General features: G+C 45.3%; 16 protein-coding genes and 1 pseudogene. 8 read left to right on the top strand and 9 right to left on the bottom strand.

Features of this window, described 5'->3' with window-relative positions; translation table 11 throughout:
- Nucleotides 1-42 precede the first annotated feature (42 nt).
- Both HPL003_RS06115 and hmpA read left to right on the top strand, forming a co-directional pair.
- Nucleotides 43-828 (top strand): HAD-IIA family hydrolase, encoded by a 786-nt coding sequence (locus tag HPL003_RS06115; protein ID WP_014278762.1) that lies wholly within the window; start codon nucleotides 43-45, stop codon nucleotides 826-828.
- 287 nt (nucleotides 829-1,115) lie between these two features.
- A complete protein-coding gene (gene hmpA, locus HPL003_RS06110) occupies nucleotides 1,116-2,345 on the top strand; it encodes an NO-inducible flavohemoprotein (RefSeq protein ID WP_014278761.1) in 1,230 nt (409 codons plus the stop codon).
- Nucleotides 2,346-2,450: 105 nt separating this feature from the next.
- Here the strand turns inward: hmpA and serS are convergent, their stop codons facing one another.
- The 9 genes and pseudogenes from serS to HPL003_RS06075 form a co-directional block, all read right to left on the bottom strand.
- A complete protein-coding gene (gene serS / locus HPL003_RS06105; RefSeq protein ID WP_014278760.1) occupies nucleotides 2,451-3,740 on the bottom strand; it encodes a serine--tRNA ligase in 1,290 nt (429 codons plus the stop codon).
- Nucleotides 3,741-4,036: 296 nt separating this feature from the next.
- Nucleotides 4,037-4,177 (bottom strand): annotated as a pseudogene (locus tag HPL003_RS30425) (AbrB/MazE/SpoVT family DNA-binding domain-containing protein); the annotation flags it as partial.
- 156 nt (nucleotides 4,178-4,333) lie between these two features.
- A complete protein-coding gene (locus HPL003_RS06100) occupies nucleotides 4,334-4,648 on the bottom strand; it encodes a hypothetical protein (RefSeq protein WP_014278759.1) in 315 nt (104 codons plus the stop codon).
- A 313-nt stretch (nucleotides 4,649-4,961) separates the two neighbouring features.
- On the bottom strand, nucleotides 4,962-6,551 hold the full coding sequence (locus HPL003_RS06095; RefSeq protein ID WP_148267376.1) for a hypothetical protein: 1,590 nt from the start codon (nucleotides 6,549-6,551) through the stop codon (nucleotides 4,962-4,964).
- 67 nt (nucleotides 6,552-6,618) lie between these two features.
- Nucleotides 6,619-6,759, bottom strand: a complete 141-nt coding sequence (locus tag HPL003_RS28855; RefSeq protein WP_014278756.1) for a hypothetical protein — start codon at nucleotides 6,757-6,759, stop codon at nucleotides 6,619-6,621.
- 23 nt (nucleotides 6,760-6,782) lie between these two features.
- Nucleotides 6,783-7,340 carry a hypothetical protein gene (locus tag HPL003_RS06090; protein ID WP_014278755.1) on the bottom strand — a complete coding sequence of 186 codons (558 nt, stop codon included), beginning with the start codon at nucleotides 7,338-7,340 and terminating at the stop codon, nucleotides 6,783-6,785.
- Between the two features lie 21 nt (nucleotides 7,341-7,361).
- Nucleotides 7,362-8,477 (bottom strand): pentapeptide repeat-containing protein, encoded by a 1,116-nt coding sequence (locus tag HPL003_RS06085; RefSeq protein ID WP_014278754.1) that lies wholly within the window; start codon nucleotides 8,475-8,477, stop codon nucleotides 7,362-7,364.
- A 155-nt stretch (nucleotides 8,478-8,632) separates the two neighbouring features.
- Nucleotides 8,633-8,854, bottom strand: a complete 222-nt coding sequence (locus HPL003_RS30420) for an ABC transporter substrate-binding protein (protein ID WP_081473696.1) — start codon at nucleotides 8,852-8,854, stop codon at nucleotides 8,633-8,635.
- A gap of 37 nt (nucleotides 8,855-8,891) precedes the next feature.
- Nucleotides 8,892-9,137, bottom strand: coding sequence for a hypothetical protein (locus HPL003_RS06075; RefSeq protein ID WP_014278752.1), 246 nt, complete (start codon nucleotides 9,135-9,137; stop codon nucleotides 8,892-8,894).
- Between the two features lie 239 nt (nucleotides 9,138-9,376).
- On the opposite strand from HPL003_RS06075, the gene HPL003_RS06070 reads away from it, so the two are divergent.
- The 6 genes from HPL003_RS06070 (at nucleotide 9,377) to HPL003_RS06045 (ending at nucleotide 19,019) form a co-directional block, all read left to right on the top strand.
- Nucleotides 9,377-11,929, top strand: a complete 2,553-nt coding sequence (locus HPL003_RS06070) for a DUF2339 domain-containing protein (RefSeq protein WP_014278751.1) — start codon at nucleotides 9,377-9,379, stop codon at nucleotides 11,927-11,929.
- Between the two features lie 161 nt (nucleotides 11,930-12,090).
- Complete coding sequence (locus tag HPL003_RS06065; RefSeq protein WP_014278750.1) at nucleotides 12,091-13,440, top strand: sodium-dependent transporter; 1,350 nt, start codon at nucleotides 12,091-12,093, stop codon at nucleotides 13,438-13,440.
- Nucleotides 13,441-13,713: 273 nt separating this feature from the next.
- Entirely contained in the window at nucleotides 13,714-15,669 is a 1,956-nt protein-coding gene (locus HPL003_RS06060) for an acyltransferase family protein (RefSeq protein WP_014278749.1), read from the top strand.
- 281 nt (nucleotides 15,670-15,950) lie between these two features.
- Nucleotides 15,951-16,907, top strand: a complete 957-nt coding sequence (locus HPL003_RS06055) for a polysaccharide deacetylase family protein (RefSeq protein ID WP_014278748.1) — start codon at nucleotides 15,951-15,953, stop codon at nucleotides 16,905-16,907.
- A 91-nt stretch (nucleotides 16,908-16,998) separates the two neighbouring features.
- Complete coding sequence (locus HPL003_RS06050) at nucleotides 16,999-18,207, top strand: ATP-binding protein (protein ID WP_014278747.1); 1,209 nt, start codon at nucleotides 16,999-17,001, stop codon at nucleotides 18,205-18,207.
- On the top strand, nucleotides 18,207-19,019 hold the full coding sequence (locus HPL003_RS06045) for a PD-(D/E)XK nuclease domain-containing protein (protein ID WP_014278746.1): 813 nt from the start codon (nucleotides 18,207-18,209) through the stop codon (nucleotides 19,017-19,019). Before HPL003_RS06050 ends, HPL003_RS06045 begins: the two co-directional genes overlap by 1 nt.
- Nucleotides 19,020-19,028: the final 9 nt, after the last annotated feature.

The following is a 19,028-nucleotide window of genomic DNA, read 5'->3' as shown; positions in this document are numbered from 1 at the left end:
AACTCACACACCATATCACAAGGGCAGGGGACGATTAGGGAGATGGACCCATCCCGGTATGATGCCTACTTTTTTGATCTTGACGGAACGATCTATACAGGCAGCGAGCTATTGCCGGGAGTGAATGAGGTGATTTCTCGTCTAATTCAGTTGGGTAAGAAGGTCATGTATTTGACCAACACAACGGTATATACCCGTGAGGAGTGCCGTGACAGGCTGCAGGCTATGGGATTGGAGCCTGCGGTAGACGACATTATGACAGCAGGCTATGTATCAGGGATGTATCTGAAGGAGCAGCAAGAGGATGTACGAGCGTTCGTTATTGGAGAGCGGGCGCTTGAGCAAGAACTGGATGTGCTGGATATTATCCTGACGGATAATCCAATGGAAGCTACGCATTTGGTTGTCGGACTGGATCGGGAGTTCTCGTATGCCAAAATGACGGCAGGTATGAATGCAGTCAGGAACGGGGCCAGGTTCATTGTGGCAAACCCTGATCCGTTCTGTCCCGTACCTGGCGGAATCATACCCGATTCATGGCCTATCGCCAAAGCAATTGAGGCGGCGAGCACTCTTGATATTCAAGTGATGACAGGCAAACCCTCCACTTATTATATAGATAGGGCATTGCAATTATCAGGTCTGGATGCAGGGCGCTGCCTGATGATCGGAGATCGTTTGGAGACAGATATGATGATGGGTGTCAACAGCGATGTCCACACAGCGCTGGTTCTTACCGGAGTCACAGGGAGCGAGGGCTTGCTTAAGAGCGCCATTGTACCTAATTATGTATTTAGTACACTTGAAGACTTGCTGAAGTGGCTATAGTCAATATTTTGTAAGTGAATGAAAAGGGGAACGTCCGACCGGCTCCGGCCTATAGGCGTTCCCCTTTTTGCCTACTTGCGGAAAGGTCATTACTTACACCGGAAATGTTTACGAGTGTGCGTTTTGTCATTGACATGTTCTAATTATTTCAAATTTAAAGTGACTGCAATCACATTAAAGGCTACTTTATGTGGGTATACTGGGCTGTAAATGGAGGGTTAACAATGGGGTGTATATGTTGAAACACCCTTTGTTCATCTTATTTTGGAGAGAAGAGGGATACAAAGATGCTGAGCAAGCAAACGATTGATACGATCAAATCGACTGTACCTGTTTTGGAGGTTCATGGCACTACGATTACCAAGCGCTTTTACCAAATGATGTTCGAGGCTCATCCCGAGCTGTTGAATATATTCAATCACGCTAACCAGAAGCAAGGACGTCAACAAGGGGCGCTGGCCAATGCTGTATATGCGGCTGCGCAGCACATTGATCGTCTGGAGGAAATCCTTCCGGTGGTGCGCCAGATTGCACATAAGCATCGCAGTTTGGGAATTAAGCCTGAGCATTATCCTATCGTCGGAAAATATCTGCTTGCCGCGATCAAGGACGTGTTGGGGGATGCGGCTACAGATGAGATCATCGCCGCATGGGCCGAGGCCTATGGTGTGATCGCTAATGTATTTATAGACGTGGAAGCGGACATGTATAAGACAGCGGAGCAGCAGCGGGGAGGCTGGTCAGGTTTTAAGGGCTTTGTTGTGCAGAAAAAGGTCAAGGAAAGCGACCAAATTACCTCCTTTTATCTGGTGCCTAAGGATGGACAGGTGCTGCCTACGTTCGAGCCTGGGCAATATATCAGCCTGCAGATGAATATTCCGGGTGAACATAATACCCACATCCGTCAATATAGCCTTTCGGATGCACCGGGCCAACCTCACTACCGGATATCCGTAAAACGCGAGGATGCTGTTGCTTCCCGTCCAGCGGGTAAAGTATCCGTGTATCTGCATGATCAGGTACAGGAGGGCGATGTGCTGCAGGTATCTGCACCAGCTGGTGATTTTACGCTGGACCAGACAGATCACAGACCTGTCGTGCTGATCAGCGGTGGGGTCGGGCTAACCCCGATGGTCAGCATGCTGGCTTCCTTGGTGAAGTCTGCCCCGGATCGCCCTGTCACCTTTGTCCATGCAGCAGTCAATGGGGATAACCATGCTCTGCGTAATGAGGTGGAAAGGCTGGTCGCCGCACATGCACAGGCCGCAGTTCGGTGGTGTTACAGCAGACCAACAGAGCAGGATCGGCTGGCGCAGGCCTTTCACAAGGAAGGCCGTCTGGATCTGCCTTGGCTGCAATCCGTGGTGCCGGACCGTAACGCCCAATACTACTTTTGCGGTCCTGAGGTGTTCATGCAATCGGTGTATGGCTTGTTGAAGGAGTGGAATATCCCTGCTTCGGATATCCACTATGAATTTTTTGGCCCTGCCAGTGCATGGGAAGCCGAAGCGCAGTGAGACATCACCAAAAGACGAAGGATAGTTGTCCTTCGTCTTTTTTGCGATGATTACAATGGGAAATCCTACTCATTGGGCACTATTCTTCTTAGTGTGCTCGTGTTTTCATAAAATGGGCGGACGCAAAAACTCCATCTGTTGCGGCATGTACCGACGTAAAGCCTCCGGAATTCGGATCGAGCCGTCCTCCTGCTGATGATGCTCCAGTAGCGGGATCAAAATCCGGGGCGAAGCGACCGCTGTATTGTTGAGCGTGTAGGCATATTGCAGCTTGCCGTTCGCATCCCGGTAGCGGATGTTGGAACGCCGCGCCTGAAAATCAAGCAATTGGGACGACGAATGCGTCTCGCCGTAAGCCTGTCGGCTGGGCATCCATGTCTCAATATCCACCTGCTTGTAAGTTTTTTGCGCCATGTCGCCTGTGCAGACAGCCATTTTGCGATAAGGCAGCTCCAGTTGTTGAAGCAGGTCTTCCGCATTGCGCGTAATCTCCTGAAATATCTGCTCCGAAGCGTCCAGACTGGCTTCACAGATCACCACCTGCTCGACCTTGGCGAACTGGTGAACACGATACAGTCCGTGTACATCTCTTCCGGCCGAGCCGACCTCGTTACGGAAGCATACCGACACAGCCGCCAACCGGATGGGGGCCGTAACGTCCACGATTTCACCGCTGTAATACGAGACAAGTGGAACCTCCGAGGTACCGACGAGCCATTGATCCTCTCCTGCGATACGGTACGTCTGATCCAGCCCAAGCGGGAAAAATCCGGTGCTGCGCATCGCCTCTGAGCGTACCATAAGCGGAACGTCCAGCAGTTGAAAGCCACGTTCGGTCAGCAAATCGACTGCAAGCTGCTGTACAGCCCGGTGCAACATGACCCCGGCTCCTGTCAGGTAGTAGTTCCGAGTTCCGGCTGTTTTGACGCCCCGGGTAACGTCGATCAGGCTGTGAAGCTGACCGAGCGCCATATGATCGCGTGGCTCAAATCCGAAATCGGGAACCATACCGACCCGCTCCAGTTCTACATTATCCTCATCCGATCTCCCCCGTGGTGTATCTGGCGAAACGATATTAGGTATCAGAAGCATGAGCTGTTGAAACTGCTCCTCCAATTCTCGCTGCGGGGTTTCCAGACGGTCTAACTGCCCGTTGATTTTTTTGACCCGCCGCTTGGTTTCTTCCGCCTGATCGCTTCTTCCAGCATGAATCAGTGCGCCAATATCCTGACTACACTGATTCCGTGTCTGACGGAGTTGCTCCACTTCCTGAAGCAACTGCTTTCTTCGGTTATCCAACGTGAGCAGCTCTGCAACCGAGACCTGTATTCCTTTTCCATTTGCTGCTGCCTGAACCTGTTCCTGATGTTCTCTGATCCACTTGATATCCAACATGACACCGCACTCCTTTTCGGATAAAAATACAAAAAGCGCCCTCATCCACATGGGACGAGGAGCGCTCTGATCTCGCGGTGCCACCCAAATTGACCAGACAGCATGACAGATGTCATGACTCTCCAATCCACTTTGCTCCACTATAACGGGCGGTTCCGGTTTACTTAGGAATACAAGTTCATATCGTACACGAATGTATACTCCTTGGCGTAAACGCCTCCGAGTTGGATGCTCTTCACGGGCGTAATGTCGTTTGCTTTTTTGTTAGTATACGGATTTTTGGCAGGTTAATCAAGCTACAACAACTTTTTAAGCTGCGATATACGGCCTTGTGACACACCAAGCCATTGTGCATATTCGCCTTGCTTGGCATGGGGATGTTCATGCACAAGTTCTCTTAGGCGTTGGATTAATTTTTGCGATGATTGGTTTACTCGCGTTCCTTTGTACGCAGGTTTCTTACTGACGGAATCTTTATACAGATATTACATGAGTTATATGTGTTATTTGTTAAGTGATGGGTTCATTCGGCACTGGGTAGCCCCACCAAAAAGAAACCTTGAACGGCAGAAGCCGATCAAGGTGTCATTAAATTACTTTGCTTTATTCAAGTCTTTTCGAGCCAAATCAATTGCTACCGCTAATTTAATTTGGTTAATTTTTCTTAAGCCTACTTTATATTGTGATAATGGCATGGATTTAATTGTTGGTACTATGTCTTGATTAATTCTATTTAATTCAATGTCAGCAATTAAAGAATCGTTTATTAGAATTTTGTAAAAATCCTCTTCTTGTTCAGGTATCCAATGGAGAATATACGCCGTCTCTAAACCAGGAAAATTCCGATGAAGAACATTGAGCAACCTTTGCCTTTCCTCTTTCTCAAACAATGACTTATTAGATACCATTAATTGCTCTCTTACTTCTTGTTCAGTTTTACTTCCAATAAGTTTCAGCTTGTATCCCTCCCCTAACTTATTTTATTATTCATGGCATACTGTAATTAAGTTTCCATGACTATCAGTCAAAATAGTCATTGTTGAGGTTGGATTAAAATTACTGAATTTGTCAGTACCAATCGGCTTATCCAAAGTAACCTCCCTAACATAACGAATTCCATCTGCGCTATCTAGTGTTCTAGTAACAGGAGTACCCACTACATTCTTATCTGTAAGTATGGAACGAAGTTCGTCTTGAGAAATTGTGAATTGTGATTTGTTCTTAGTTGAAAAATGTTCCTCCACAACGTTGCTTAAATCCGTCATTACTGATATTGATTCTAGATTGTACGATAGGGGGCATTCCTTGAATCTTAGCCGTCCCCTCAGAAGAGTGGTCATCCTTTTTATGCGATCCTCCTAGCGAAGCACCGTCATCTTTCGAATGTTTTTTCCCCTTCACAGGACTGGCCAAAGAAAATATCGTCCCTGCCATTAGACGCGCATTTTCTTGTTTGGAGCTGTTTTTCAATTTTTCATAGGCAGCATCCGGGTCAGATGCTACTTTAGCAATATCATTCCCTAAACCTGTCCATGTGTTTACGTAATCATCCCACATTTGAGGGATATCTACATTAGGGAAATTCCTGACCCTCTCAACCATGGCCTCTGCACTCTCATAGGCAGAGTTTTTGATTTCATTAAACACAATCCGCTCAGTCTCATCCAGGTCTTTCATAAAAGGACTTTCCCTAAACGGCCCATACTCTTTTCTATAATCGTCAATTGAATTCAGAAAATCAATTAAATATTTCTTTTGTTCCGTCGTATAATCTTTCATGTCATCCCGATACTTGGAACTCATCAAAGCTCTGTCACTATATCGAAAATGGTTGTCTGTCTGCCGTTGATGTTCCATTAATGCGACTATATCTGTGGAGAGATCCTGATTATTATAATAAGCATCCAACGCCTTTTCAAACTGTTGATCCACATTTCTTTGATACCATCTTTCACGTATATCAGAAGGAACATCGCTATAAGCTTGGACGGAAGCCTGATTGACTCCCTTTACATAGTTAATGAAATCAGGTATAGACTGTACTTCTCCATACCCCCTGGCACTCGTCCATACCTTGCCGAGATAATCTATCATTGCATGCCGTTCACGCGCCCTCTGTTCCTCCGCGTGCGCATGTAAGGTTTGGACAGCAACCTTGGCGGTCTTCCCCAACACCACTCCCCAACCATGGGAAGGTACGCTGGCAATCATGGTTAATCCGGCTACCGCATATTTAAGTATGGATGACGGTCCAGAGGAAGCTACTTCGGAGCGGATCGAAGCTATTTTTTGACTTGCTGCTTTCGGAATGGCACCCAATACTGGAATAGACGCAGCCACATCACATACTTTCTGGGCTAATCCCAATAAACCATCCAGTAGACTAGCCTTTGGTGAACTGGGAGTGTTTGCGACTGACTTAACGGCTCCCCCATCTTTCGACGTAGCGCTCGAATTGGAGCTTTCTCCCGCAGTGCTGTTCGCTGCACTTTTTGCCGCCTGCGCCTCCGTATAGGCTTTTACAGACATTAATGGCGGTTCCCAGACTGGAGCCAGTTCAGCTACAAAAACTGGTTTTTTAACTGTGCCTTCCAGCTGTACTTTAGCCGACCGTATATCCGTTTCACCGTCCAACACCAAGCTGCTGCTGCCCGCTTTGAAATAAATAGCCTCGGCAGCTTGAATATTCAGCTCCCCATCTGCATGCAAGGATAGCGTCTTGCCTGCCGACAATGACAATTCATGTTCACTGACGACCTGAATACCCGAACCATTCAATTGAATGTGAACCTGTTCCGATTTAGCCGTCACCTTCAATTCACTGGCACTCAGCTTGATGTCCTTACCATGAGGGGTCCCCCAATACTTGGTGGCTGGATCAGCAAGCTTGGGCGACGAACTCCGTTCCCGTCTGAGCGTGATTCACCGCTTCAAGCTCCGTTAAAGATTGATCATTTTCGGCATTTTCTGATATTACCGTATGTAGCAAAGAAACAATTTTCTGATCCAGATGTTCCAAACATAATCCCCTCCCATTTTTCACTACTGCATGGCGACTTCCTGAAAGGTGATGCCACTTGTTCCCCTACGCAATAGACTTTCTGCTAAGGCCAGATTTACTATCGTACAGGTTTCACGCAACCCTCGGACTTGCAATAGAGGTCTTCCCTCGGTACGCTGTCGATCTACCACCAGCTTCATCAATGTTCCTCCGGGATGAAATTGACTTTGTTCACCTAAACAATCTACTAAAGGGGGTTGAATCATCCAGTACAACTTTTGCTGCGAACGTTCCACATCTCGAAACAAAGCCATACGGCTGAACACGCTCGGTGTATAGAACTGTAACAGTTCATGCACAGCATCAGATACCATCATCTTGGAACCCAACAGAATATCAGGATAAACCGTATAATCGTTACCCTTGACCTTAAACTGTGCAGCATAAGAAGGCGGCCATTCCGTCCAGTCATGTATGCTCACCATCTCTGCATTGGCCTCTTCGTCCCATACGGGAACAACAGAATACAACATACGATCATCATGTTGACAAAGAAAATACTCCACTATGCCACGTCCCTTCCATTGCGTCTGTCCCACATGGTGTCATCCAATTTAAGTTCAATCCCGGGCAACTGGATGCATGCCTAAACTGAATCGGGCTCCATCCAGCATAGCTCCTTTGAAGCAGGCTCCCTCAAACGCGGCACCCATAAAGTTGGCTCCCTGCAATATGGCACCAGTGAAATCTGCACCCTGTAAGTAAGCGCCCTGAAATTCGGCTTCAGTAAGATCTGCTCCTGCAAAACTTACGGGTTGAAAACCGGGCCTTTCCCATCGTTCAGACTGATATATTCCAGGTACGGCTACTGCATCTCGGAAAGAAGCTCCTCTTAAGTTGGCTTGTTCAAAACGTGCTTCTTGAATCAAACAGCCGCTAAAATCCGCTTCTTGTAAACAGGTTTTATTCCAACGGGAGCCGATCATATTCCCTCCCGCAAAAACACCATTGTTAAAAGAACTTTCACTCAAGTCTGCATATTGCAGACGGATTCCCTCATAATGTCCTTGAGACCCGTCAATTCCTCGAAAAACTTCATGTATGTAGTCGTATGGCTTCTTTTCCTCAAGCCACTCTTTCATCACTGTAGAATCTTTGACACGCACATCCCGTTTATAAACGACTTCACTTCGGTCTAAATATTCTCCGACTCTCAGTTCAAACACATCTTCCAACTGTATTTCATCCAACCATTCTTCTGTGACACTAAAACGCGATAAAGCAATGATATATTGATGAATATGTACTGCCGCGCGCAATTTCATCCTTTGAATATCATCTAAACCGATTCTTCCACCATATTTCTTAGCGTGCTTACTTAATTCCGTCTCCCACTCGTCCAAATAGCGAAAGGCCCATTCAGCATCATAAGTGTCCCGGCAAGGATGGAGATCCATAAACCATCTCTTATCCATCGCCTCCACTAAATAGGTAGCCCTTCCGTTTGCTAATTCGGTACGAAGCATGGAGTAAGATATATATCCCAGCGCCTGTTTATTACCTTCTTGCTGCATCAACTTGACTTTCCCAAGTATCTGCTCCAGTGAATTGTGAACTGTCTCGGCCAAGGCATGCTTATGATTTTGAAAATAGACTTCCAGCGCAAATAACATTCGATGTTTTAGGGGTTCATAGATCTCATTTGTAAAATGACGAAAAACCTCTTCACGATTCACGTTCTATCTCCTTTCTGGTCGCTGCATTTACATAGAACTGTGCGTATCAAGTAGCTGGTTATCTCAAAGCGAGGTCTACTATAAAAGATATGTGAAATCATAATTTTCAAGGGTATATTTAACAATAAATTATCCTTATGTATGTATCGGACAGATTAGTGATTTTGTTTACAGAAAGAACCATCCATTCTGTTATTTTGAATTATCCTAGCTAACATAATCGTGTCCTGCCAATTTTCGGACATGGGGACAATGATCGTCTTAGCGATTTTGGAGAGCTGATCATATAAAGCCTCGTCCTGATCAGAGATAATAATAAGATCTGGTTGTATGGCAAGAATGCGCTCCAAGTTAATCTTATCGCCAAGATTTTGTATTTTATTCTGGCTGGTACGGTTGGTATACTTTAAAGTTTTACAGTGAAGACAAGCCTACCACTCCAGCAACCGCATCCTGCTCACCGATGGCAAATAGATGTTCAGCATATGGAAAATAGGTAATGACGATCCGCTTGGGCTTGGAGGCTTCGGTAGATGGATTGTCTTGTTTCTCTGATTCATTCGTCGCTGTCGCGGGTATTTTGGCAGAACCGCAAGCTACTGTCAGGATCAGCAAAACGGAGATTAAACAAGTAAAGGTTATTTTATTAAAAACGGACAAGATAATTCCTCCTACTCAAAATGATAATGATTTTCATTATCAAATATTATAATTTGAATAAGTCCTTTTGAATATAGGGAATTACTCACCATAGCGGGGTGATATAATCCGGGTTTCGTTTTTGCGAAGGAAGGGGGTAGGCTTTATCCAAGTTCAAAATAGGCTATAGTCTCTATAATGCTTTTTTTATTTCATGTAAAATGTAATGATTACCAAATTGGACAGCGATGGAGGGAAACATGAAGGATTTTAAAGATCGTTTACATACGATCCGCCAAGAGCAGAACAAGCTGCTTAAGGAATACCAGACGTTAATCGCGGACTATGAAGCCTCGGATGTCATTCTGGAGAATGAGGTACTACGGAAGAAATTCGAGGATGCTCAGGCCCGCTGCATTCGTCTGGAAGAGCGGGTACAACATATTGAGCAGGAAAATGGAAAGCTGCGCACGGCGCTGACGGAGCAAATGCTGAGCGAGAAGGCAAATATGATCCGCATCTCGCGTGAAAAGCTGGAGACCTATTTTGCTTCCAGAACAGCAGAAGGAACGAACCGATTGACTGCCTTTGAGTACGGGGCTAAAAATCGTGTAGACCAGTTGATCCAGCAAAGCACTCATGAGCTTAAAGAGGATCAGGAAGAGATCGTCGCTAGGTTGCGGCAGTTCTCGGAGGAAATCCGTGAGCGGATCATGGAGCAACACCGACGTCTCCAAGAGGCTGAGCAAAATCTGCTTCATCATACGGCGAACGGGCTGAACCAGCTTCAAGAAGAAGAGATCAGCGTAGAAACGATGCAGAAGCGCATGAAGCAGAATCAGTTCGAAATGAAGCTGGGCTTGAACTGGATCAACAAGTTGGGGATTTTGCTCATTATTTTAGGCGTAGGAGCTGCCTTCAAATATTCATATTCCAACTGGTTTACAGGAAATATGAAGGGCGTAGCCTTCTTTCTGTTAGGAACGCTGATGCTGGGCGGCGGCGAGTGGTTGTACCGCAAGCAGAAGCAGACCTTTGCGCTCGGAATATTGGGCGGCGGTATTTCGGTGCTGTACGGGTCGATTTTTTACAGCTACTTTTTACTGGAAATTATAGGGATGTATACAGGCATGGGTCTATCTGTGCTGGTTACGGTGACCGCTGTGCTATTGTCGTTAAGGTATGAATCCCGAACGATTTGCTCTTTTGGATTGGTAGGGGGATATCTCCCGTTGTTTTCCTATATGGCTGCGAACGGGCTGGATGGGAGCGCGGTTTACATCGCCATGGGCTACCTGTTCCTGCTGAATCTGCTGATTCTGCTCGTATCCTTTCGCAAAAGCTGGGTCGTCGTGCAATATATCAGCTTTCTGCTGAATACTCCCCTGATGATTGTGCTGGTCTGGTTATCGGATAGCACGATTGCAAGCATGTTGTATGCAGTTATTACATTTGCAATGTACCTCGGGATGACATTATGGGTGCCGTTCCGATTAAAAGAAAAGCTATCCTGGCTGGATTTCTCCCTGCTGGCTCTGAACACCGTCGTAAGCTGTAGCGTTCTGTACTCTCTCTTTGGCGATGCGGGCCTGGATGATTACAAAGGCTTACTGGCGCTTGTCTTTTGCTTGGTGTATGGGGGCCTGGGACGCTGGGTGAGTCGGTATATTCCAGAGGAGACACAAACAAAAATATTATTTTATGCGACTTCACTGACCTTCTCTATTCTGATGGTTCCGTTCCAGTTTGGAGTCAGATGGCTATCTATGGGCTGGCTAATCGAGGCCGTTCTCCTGACGTTGTATGGCAACCGTTATCGGTTGAAGGAATTGGAGCGAACTGGCTGGGGCATTTTATTACTATGTCTGGGCGCGTTCTTTTTCGTCGATTTTCCTATATATCTGCTGTCTGGATTCGAGACGGACTATTTTGGGCTCAAATACACGCTTATTACGCTGGGGATGCTGATTGTTACCGTCTTTTATGCGATTCAATTCGGCCGTCCGGATGCTTTCAAAAATAATCGTCTGTACGAGATGCGAATCATGCAGGTTTTTAAATATGTGACACTGGTGAATGTGTATGGTTATTTACTGTATGAAGCCGGGCATTGGTATAACATCATCGTACCCGAAGGATTCACACACTATTCCTTTTACAAAGCGCTGCTGTACACCTGTGTATCGCTGGTTTTGGCTTACTCCTTGCCTAAAGTGAAGCTGCTGTATGATCAAGTGATTAAATACTACAGCTTGGCGCTGTATGTCATCGGCTATGCGCTGGGGCTGCTAGTTACCGTGGCCATTCCAACCTTGCATGACAACTATGCGCAAAATACGGCTGCCGATTATGTGGCGTTGGTGGTGTTGGCTGCCTTCAATGTCCTGGTATTTTTCAGCAGCAGGGATTTTCTGAACGCACTGATGACCCGACATTATCGAAGCACGGAGCTGTATCCGGTTATCATGGGCGTATATTTGCTGGGTGTGATTACCGCATTCCTTGGGGTGCAGTTCCGTCTGGGAGATGCCGGGCTTGTATTCAGCTTGGTGTATCTATTGCTGGCCATTTTGTATATTGTCTATGGTTTTCGCAAACGGGTGGTCTACATTCGCAGGTTTGGTCTGGGATTAACTTTGTTATCGACAGGTAAGCTGCTGCTGTATGACCTGCATCTGTTAACGACTGGAAGCACCATCGTAGCTTACTTCTCTTTTGGTGTGGTATTGCTGGCGATTTCGTATATTTATCAAAAAGTATCCAATCGCATGGGAGAGGCCATTATAGAGAAGGATGTCGAAGAGAAAATGTAGTTTTTTGTAGGATTGTGTAGAAATCCGACAATATAAAAATAAATTCGATAATAGTGAGAAATTTTGTATGACCTTACATCCTACTTACGCTATAATGAGTAAAAATTATTTATGTACGCATGCTTATGTTTATGCGGAAGTAGAGAGAATGAGGGGATATAATGAATTTGAGCAAGGGGCAGAATAGCCTGAACGATAAAAATGAACGCTTCTCGTCAGCCGGGTTCATATTGGCAGCGATCGGGAGTGCAGCAGGGCTGGGTAACATCTGGAAATTCCCATATATTACTGGACAGTATGGTGGGGCGGCATTTTTCATGCTGTTTATCGTCTGCCTGTTGCTTGTAGGCTTGCCTGTACTTTTAGCGGAGCTAGCGCTTGGCCGTGCGGGTCGAGGAAGTGCTGCTTCTGCCATGGTAAAAGTAGGCGGTCATCCGATTTGGGGCAAGATGAGTATTATGTTTGTTATCGTGCCGTTTGTTATTTTGTCGTTTTATGCCATTGTAGGGGGCTGGACACTGCATTATGCCGTAGAGGCATTTAGTGGAAATCTGTTTTCGAATAAGGATTTTGCTGGACAGTTTGCTTCCTTTTCCTCGGGTTACGCTCCGTTGGTTTGGCTGTTAGTTGTTTTTGCATTTACCTCTATCGTGGTTACCCTCGGGGTATCGAACGGGATTGAAAGGTTCAATAAAATTTTGATTCCTGCCAAGGTTATTCTGTTGCTCGTGTTAATGATAAATGCGCTTATGCTGCCAGGCTCAGGTGCGGGGGTATCCTTCTTTCTGAATCCTGAATTCTCTAAGCTTAGTATAGAGTCTGCATTGGTTGCTTTGGGACATGCCTTCTTCTCGCTCTCACTGGGAATGGGGATTATGGTCACGTATGGTGCTTATGTGGATCGTCGACAATCGCTGGGTGGAGCCATGCTGGCAGTTGGTGGCGGGGATTTAATCTATGCGTTTATCGCAGGGATGATTATTTTCCCTACAACCTTTTCCTTTGGGATTAACCCGGCTCAAGGGCCGTCTTTGGTCTTTATTGCTTTACCGGCTGCGTTCTCAGCCATGCCTTTCGGCGCTTTCTTCGGCGGTTTGTTCTTCGTATTGCTGGCGGTTGCTGCATTAGGTTCTATGGTATCCTTGCTGGAAGTACCTGTAGCCTATGTTATGGAGCGGTTCCGTTGGAGCCGGGTTCGCTCGGTTATCGTCGTATCTTTCCTGTGCCTGCTGCTGGGTATCCCTTCTGCGTTGTCCATGGGACTGGTTCCGGAATTAAAAGTTGGTGACAAAACATTCTTTGATTTCGTTGATTTCACAGCTTCCAACATCTTCTTGCCGTTAGGCGGCTTGTTGATTGTTATATTCACAGGCTACTACTGGAAGACTGCGGGTGAGCATGCAAATCTCAAACCCTTCTGGTTCCGCGTATGGTTGTTCGGTCTAAGGTATGTTGCACCGATCCTGATGCTGCTGGTCTTCCTGCACACCTCGGGAATTATCAAATTTTAATCTAAAATCAACAAAAAGGCATTTTGTTCCTAAGGGAAGAGGTGCCTTTTTTTGTATATCTATCAGTACTTACCTAACTGTGGAAAGGAGTGATATAATAAAAACATTGTCATTAATTTTAACTTCATTGAAATCATTGCGAATATGAAGTTTTATATAATGAACGAAAAGGCTACAGGGCATCGCATCAAAACGATGTGTAGGAGAGGGAAAGGGCAGAAGAGCATTGAAACAGACAGAGAGCTTGAATTTGCATGAAGGATGGCGACTGAAATGAAGTCTAATCCGTTGCCATCACAACGTCGTTATATGCCGGGACTGGATGGGTTAAGAGCGCTGGCGGTCATCGCAGTCATTGTGTATCATCTGAATCCGGACTGGTTGCCGGGAGGCTTGTTGGGTGTAGGCGTTTTTTTTACTTTATCGGGGTACTTAATCACGGATATTCTTGTAAGTCAGTGGGATACATATCATAGTTTTAAAATGAAAGATTTCTGGCTGCGTCGGGCCAGAAGGCTGCTGCCTGCCATGCTGACGGTTGTGGCCGTCATTGTCCTATGCTCGTTACTTTTCGATCCGTCACGGCTCACGGCCTTGCGCGGAGATGTACCTGCCGCATTGGTATATATGAGTAACTGGTGGTTTATTTTTCATCAGGTATCGTATTTTGAAAGCTTTGGTCCACCTTCGCCGCTCGGGCATCTGTGGTCGCTGGCGGTGGAGGAACAATTCTACATCCTGTGGCCGTTAATGCTGGCGCTTGGGTTGAAATACATGCCCAAGCGTATTGTGCTCGCAGGCTGGGTAACTTGCCTGGCGTTGACCTCTGCGCTGCTGATGGCAGTAATTTACGTGCCGGGAACCGATCCGAGCCGAGTGTATTATGGCACGGATACGCGCGGATTCGCTCTGCTGATCGGTGCGGCGCTGGCTTTGGTATGGCCGAGTGGCAAGCTGAAAGGGCAAGCGTCTGCCAAGGCGCGCTTGTTCCTGGATGTCATTGGGGCTGTAAGCTTGCTGTTGCTGTGTCACTGGGCATGGGCCTCGAATGAATATGACCCGTCTTTGTATCGGGGGGGCTTGCTGGGCATAGCCTTGGTCACTGCTATTGTGGTCGCAGCGTTAGCACATCCGGTGAGCCATCTCGGCAAGCTGCTTGGACTCAAGCCGCTACGCTGGATCGGCGCTCGTTCCTACGGGCTATACCTGTGGCATGTTCCGATTATCACCCTGACGACACCGCAGGTGGATACCGATGGTGTGCATGTGATGCGAATCATTTTACAGCTATTCGCAACGGTGCTGCTAGCCTCCCTCTCCTACAAATATATCGAGGAGCCGATCCGGCACGGAGGATTCCGTTCGTGGATTGCAGGGATCCGCACAGCGGTCCGCAGACAGGTACGGTGGAGGTGGATGCCTTCAACCGCAGCCTCTGTGCTTTTTATAGGCGTTTTTACGGGCACTATTCACCTCTATGTGACGCCTAATGGCGCAACCACGCAAGTAGCGGCGAACGATGAGATTCTAAGCGGGAAGACAGTGCCGCCGCTTCACGGAACCGTATCCGTGGCTTCGAAGGAGCCGAAAGCCAAGCCACAAGTTTCCGGGGGCAGCAAGGTGCAGGACGCAGCTAAGGTCCAAGCTCAAACCCAAGCGCCAAAGAATACGGAGACGAAGGCTGACACTACGAATGGGGCTAAGCTTCAGTCGGATACTTCGGCCCAACAGCAGCAGGCAACGCCTAGTGCAGATGTTGGTGCAGGTGTGACCGCAATTGGCGATTCTGTCATGCTGGATGTGCAGGCATACATTCAGCAAGCTTTCCCAGATGCGGTGGTAGACGGACGGATCGGTCGACAGATGGCGGAAGCGCCTGCCGTGCTGGAGCAGTTGAGACAGAACGGACAGCTAGGGAAGACAGTCATTATTGAGCTGGGCACCAACGGTTCTTTTACCAAGGGCCAATTGACGGATTTGCTCGGCAGTCTGAAGGATGCGAAGCGTATTATCCTCGTGAATACTCGTGTCCCACGTCCGTGGGAGAGCATCGTGAACAGGCATCTTGCCGAAGCAGCAGCCCAGGATGCACGGATTACGATGATCGACTGGTACGGAGCCAGCTCTGGCAAAAACTCGTATTTTGAACCCGACGGAGTTCATTTGAAGCCCAAAGGCGCCAAAGCCTATGCATCTTTGTTGGCTCAGGTTTTGACGAAGCAATCTTAAATAGTAATCATCATCGGGAATACGTTAGCCCCTGATCCGGCTGTTTAGTATGGAACTCTTACCGTGGTTGCCCACCGGCCATTGTTAGGTAGCTGTGATGCGCAAACATCACGGCTACTTTTTATTTGATGAAGCTATTCAGGTCATGCTCCTTTCTTAATGGGTAACAATTCTTTGCTTATTTGGCTACAATTTTTCAATTTTCATTCTACTTATTTGTGGTAAGGTTACGAATATGCCTAATTTCGGGAAATATTATTTTGGTGGGGGTACATAAGCTAATGGAAAAGGGTTACACATATAGTAGGACAAGAGAGCATCGCTTGAAGAGGAACAAAAGAAGACTCATATTCATTGCTATTTTATTATTCGTGATCGGCTGTATTACGCTCATTGTGCTAAAGGTTTCAGATAGCAAACCACCAGCTCAAACACTGGAGCAAGTTAAAAAAACAGATGCCGTATCCAATGGCAAATCAAAAGTTAAGGCAAATGCCGAACCGAATGGTAAAGTTGCTTCACCAAAAGACAAACCTGGAGTTGAAGATGGTGCCTTTGTTGAAAAATATTTAAACCAACAAATGCTGGGGAAGAAGCCTGACGGAGCCGACGGTAAGAAAGTAGCTTATTTATCTTTTGATGATGGGCCATCCGTGACGGTAACACCTGAAATATTAGATATTCTGAAAAAACAGAAGGTAAAGGCAACCTTTTTTGTCGTAGGAAAGGAAGCTGGTGAAAATGAACATACGAAGAATATCATCAAAAGAATTGTCGCAGAAGGTCACGCTATAGGAAACCATACGTATTCACATAATTATAAGTATCTATATCCCCACAAGGCTGTAAGTACGGACAATGTTATGAAGGATATTGAAAAGAACAATCAGGTATTAAAAGGCATTCTGGGACCCGACTTCTCGACAAGAATGATTCGATTCCCGGGAGGCCACATGACGTGGAAGAAAAAAGATCCAAAGGGTATGGCCGCATTAGATGCAGCTTTACTAAAAAAGGATTATCACCAAGTGGATTGGAATGTATTAACTAAAGATGCAGAGGGACCACACAAGAAAGCAAACGGACTTATTAACCAATTCATGAGGTCTGTAAAGGGTCGAGAAAAAGCCGTGATCTTAATGCATGATACCTATGGCAAGGGAGAAACTGCAAAGGCTTTACCAGTCATCATAGAATATTTAAAAAAACAGGGATATGAATTTAAGATTATGAAGTGAATAAGTAAATTAGTCTTAAAAGCCCCTTAATAGCTTATATAATATGATTTTTAGGTATATACTATACTAAAATAGTATTTAGGGGGAGATTATGCTGGTATTAAAATCATACGAGGTATTTATACCGGGGGCTTTCCCAACATATACCTACGTTTCAAGAAATACACCTGATACTTCCTATTCATACGAATTTAGATTAGCTCAATCACTTAAAACTATTGGTTATTTAACATCAATTATTGGCCCTTCAAAAACCGGGAAAACGGTTTTATGCGAGAAAGTAATAGGACAAGATAAAATTGTGGATTTGACAGGAAATGACTTCAAACATTCAGAAGATTTTTGGGTAACAGTAGCCAAAAAAGTAGGCCTATCATTAGAAAGCAACCATACAGAACGTAGAGGTATTGAAGGAGAAGGAACAACGGGTCTTATAGAAAAAAAATCAACGGCAATCACAGAATCATTTCGTTCTGGTAAAGATAAGATTATTCAATACTTTAATGAGAATAATCTAGTTCTTGTCCTAGATGATTTTCACTATGCCCCAGGGGATATGCAGCTAGAAATGGCTTATCAATTAAAAGATGCTATTCGAAAGCAATTTCGAACGATTGTTATTTCTTTGCCTCACAGAGCTGATGATGCCATTCGTAAAAATCCTGATCTGAGTGGTAGATTAAATCTTATTAATATTGAGCCTTGGCAACTGGATGAACTTAGTGAAATTGCAACAACAGGTTTCCAATCACTAGGTATGAATATTGACTTAGACTATGCCAAGGATATAGCTCTTGAAAGTCTTGCTTCTCCTCAGCTCATGCAATCCATATGTTTGAACCTTGCTATTCAACTGGATGTTGATCATAACCGTGAAAATGCGCAGATTACGAGTAAGATCCAGCTTGAAGAAGCTTATAAGATGACAACAATTAATCTCTCATATAAAGATGTGGTAAGGAAGTTAAAGGCTGGGCCGAATCCAAGAGGGCAGCAGAGAAAAACCTACAAGCTTGTTACTGGTGAAGATGCGGACATCTATGAGCTGTTAATAAAGGCAATTTCACTAAATCCCCCTGAGATTAGTATTTCTATAGACGATATGAAGAAGAGAATTGATGAACTTATTAGTGATGGTAATGATAAGCCCGACAAGCCAAAGGTAAAATCTGCAATAGAGCAGGTTCAATCCATTATGCAAAATAGTGAGAGTATTTATCAGGTGTTTGAATATAAGGACGAGAAAATTCATATTTTGGAGCCGCACTTTTTATTTTATTTACGATGGGGGATTCATTAATGGGAGAGAGTATGACCACATCAAATAGAACAAAAAGTGAAACAATTCAGGCTATTCAAGAACAGATTGATGAGGTGCTGTTACTAACTCAGTCCGAGAATAATACTGAGAGGAAACTCGAAGAGTGGAGAATTTCAACAAGTAGAGTTCTTCACAGAGCTTTTTCGAATGCGTCAATTGCTCGTGAGTTTTTGTTAAAAACCGATGCAGAAACCTTTCAAGATGTGGGTGTTTCTTATTTAAAAGGATTGATAATTGATATAAATAAGGGGCTATTTGAAAAAATATCCCACTCATCGTCATCTGACCCAGATATTATTGATCTTCAAAGCTTCCATGTGATTATCCGAAGAATAATGCGTAATTTTTATAAACATATAGAAGAGATGTATCAGAATCCTGTACACGGTAGGGGAACCATTCGACATGAGAATCTTGCTAAGATATCTCTAGGGAACGAGTACGATGTACAACGTATGTTATTTTCCCTCATTCGTCCGATTTTTCCAGAAGCAAGAGTCGAAATAACTGATGACGTCGGCTACAAGTCGGTTAGATATGATATATACTTAAGGGAGTACGAAACTGTAATAGAAGTCAAATGTTCGCGTCCCAAAATGAGTGAACGTGAATTGACTGAACAATTAGGGTCAGATGCCTTCCATTACAGGGAAAAGTATGTATACTTTTTTATTTATGATAAGGACAAAATTGTAGGTAATGTGGATGCCTTTTGTAAGACCTATCATAAGAGTTTAGAAATAGACGGAAAACAAATCGAAACCATAATCATGCAGCCTGTTGTAATGTAGACAAAAAAT

The organism is Paenibacillus terrae HPL-003, from assembly GCF_000235585.1.
GTDB classification, from domain to species: domain Bacteria; phylum Bacillota; class Bacilli; order Paenibacillales; family Paenibacillaceae; genus Paenibacillus; species Paenibacillus terrae_B.
Note: the sequence above shows the minus strand (reverse complement) of the source record. Positions and strands in the feature narration are given on the sequence as shown.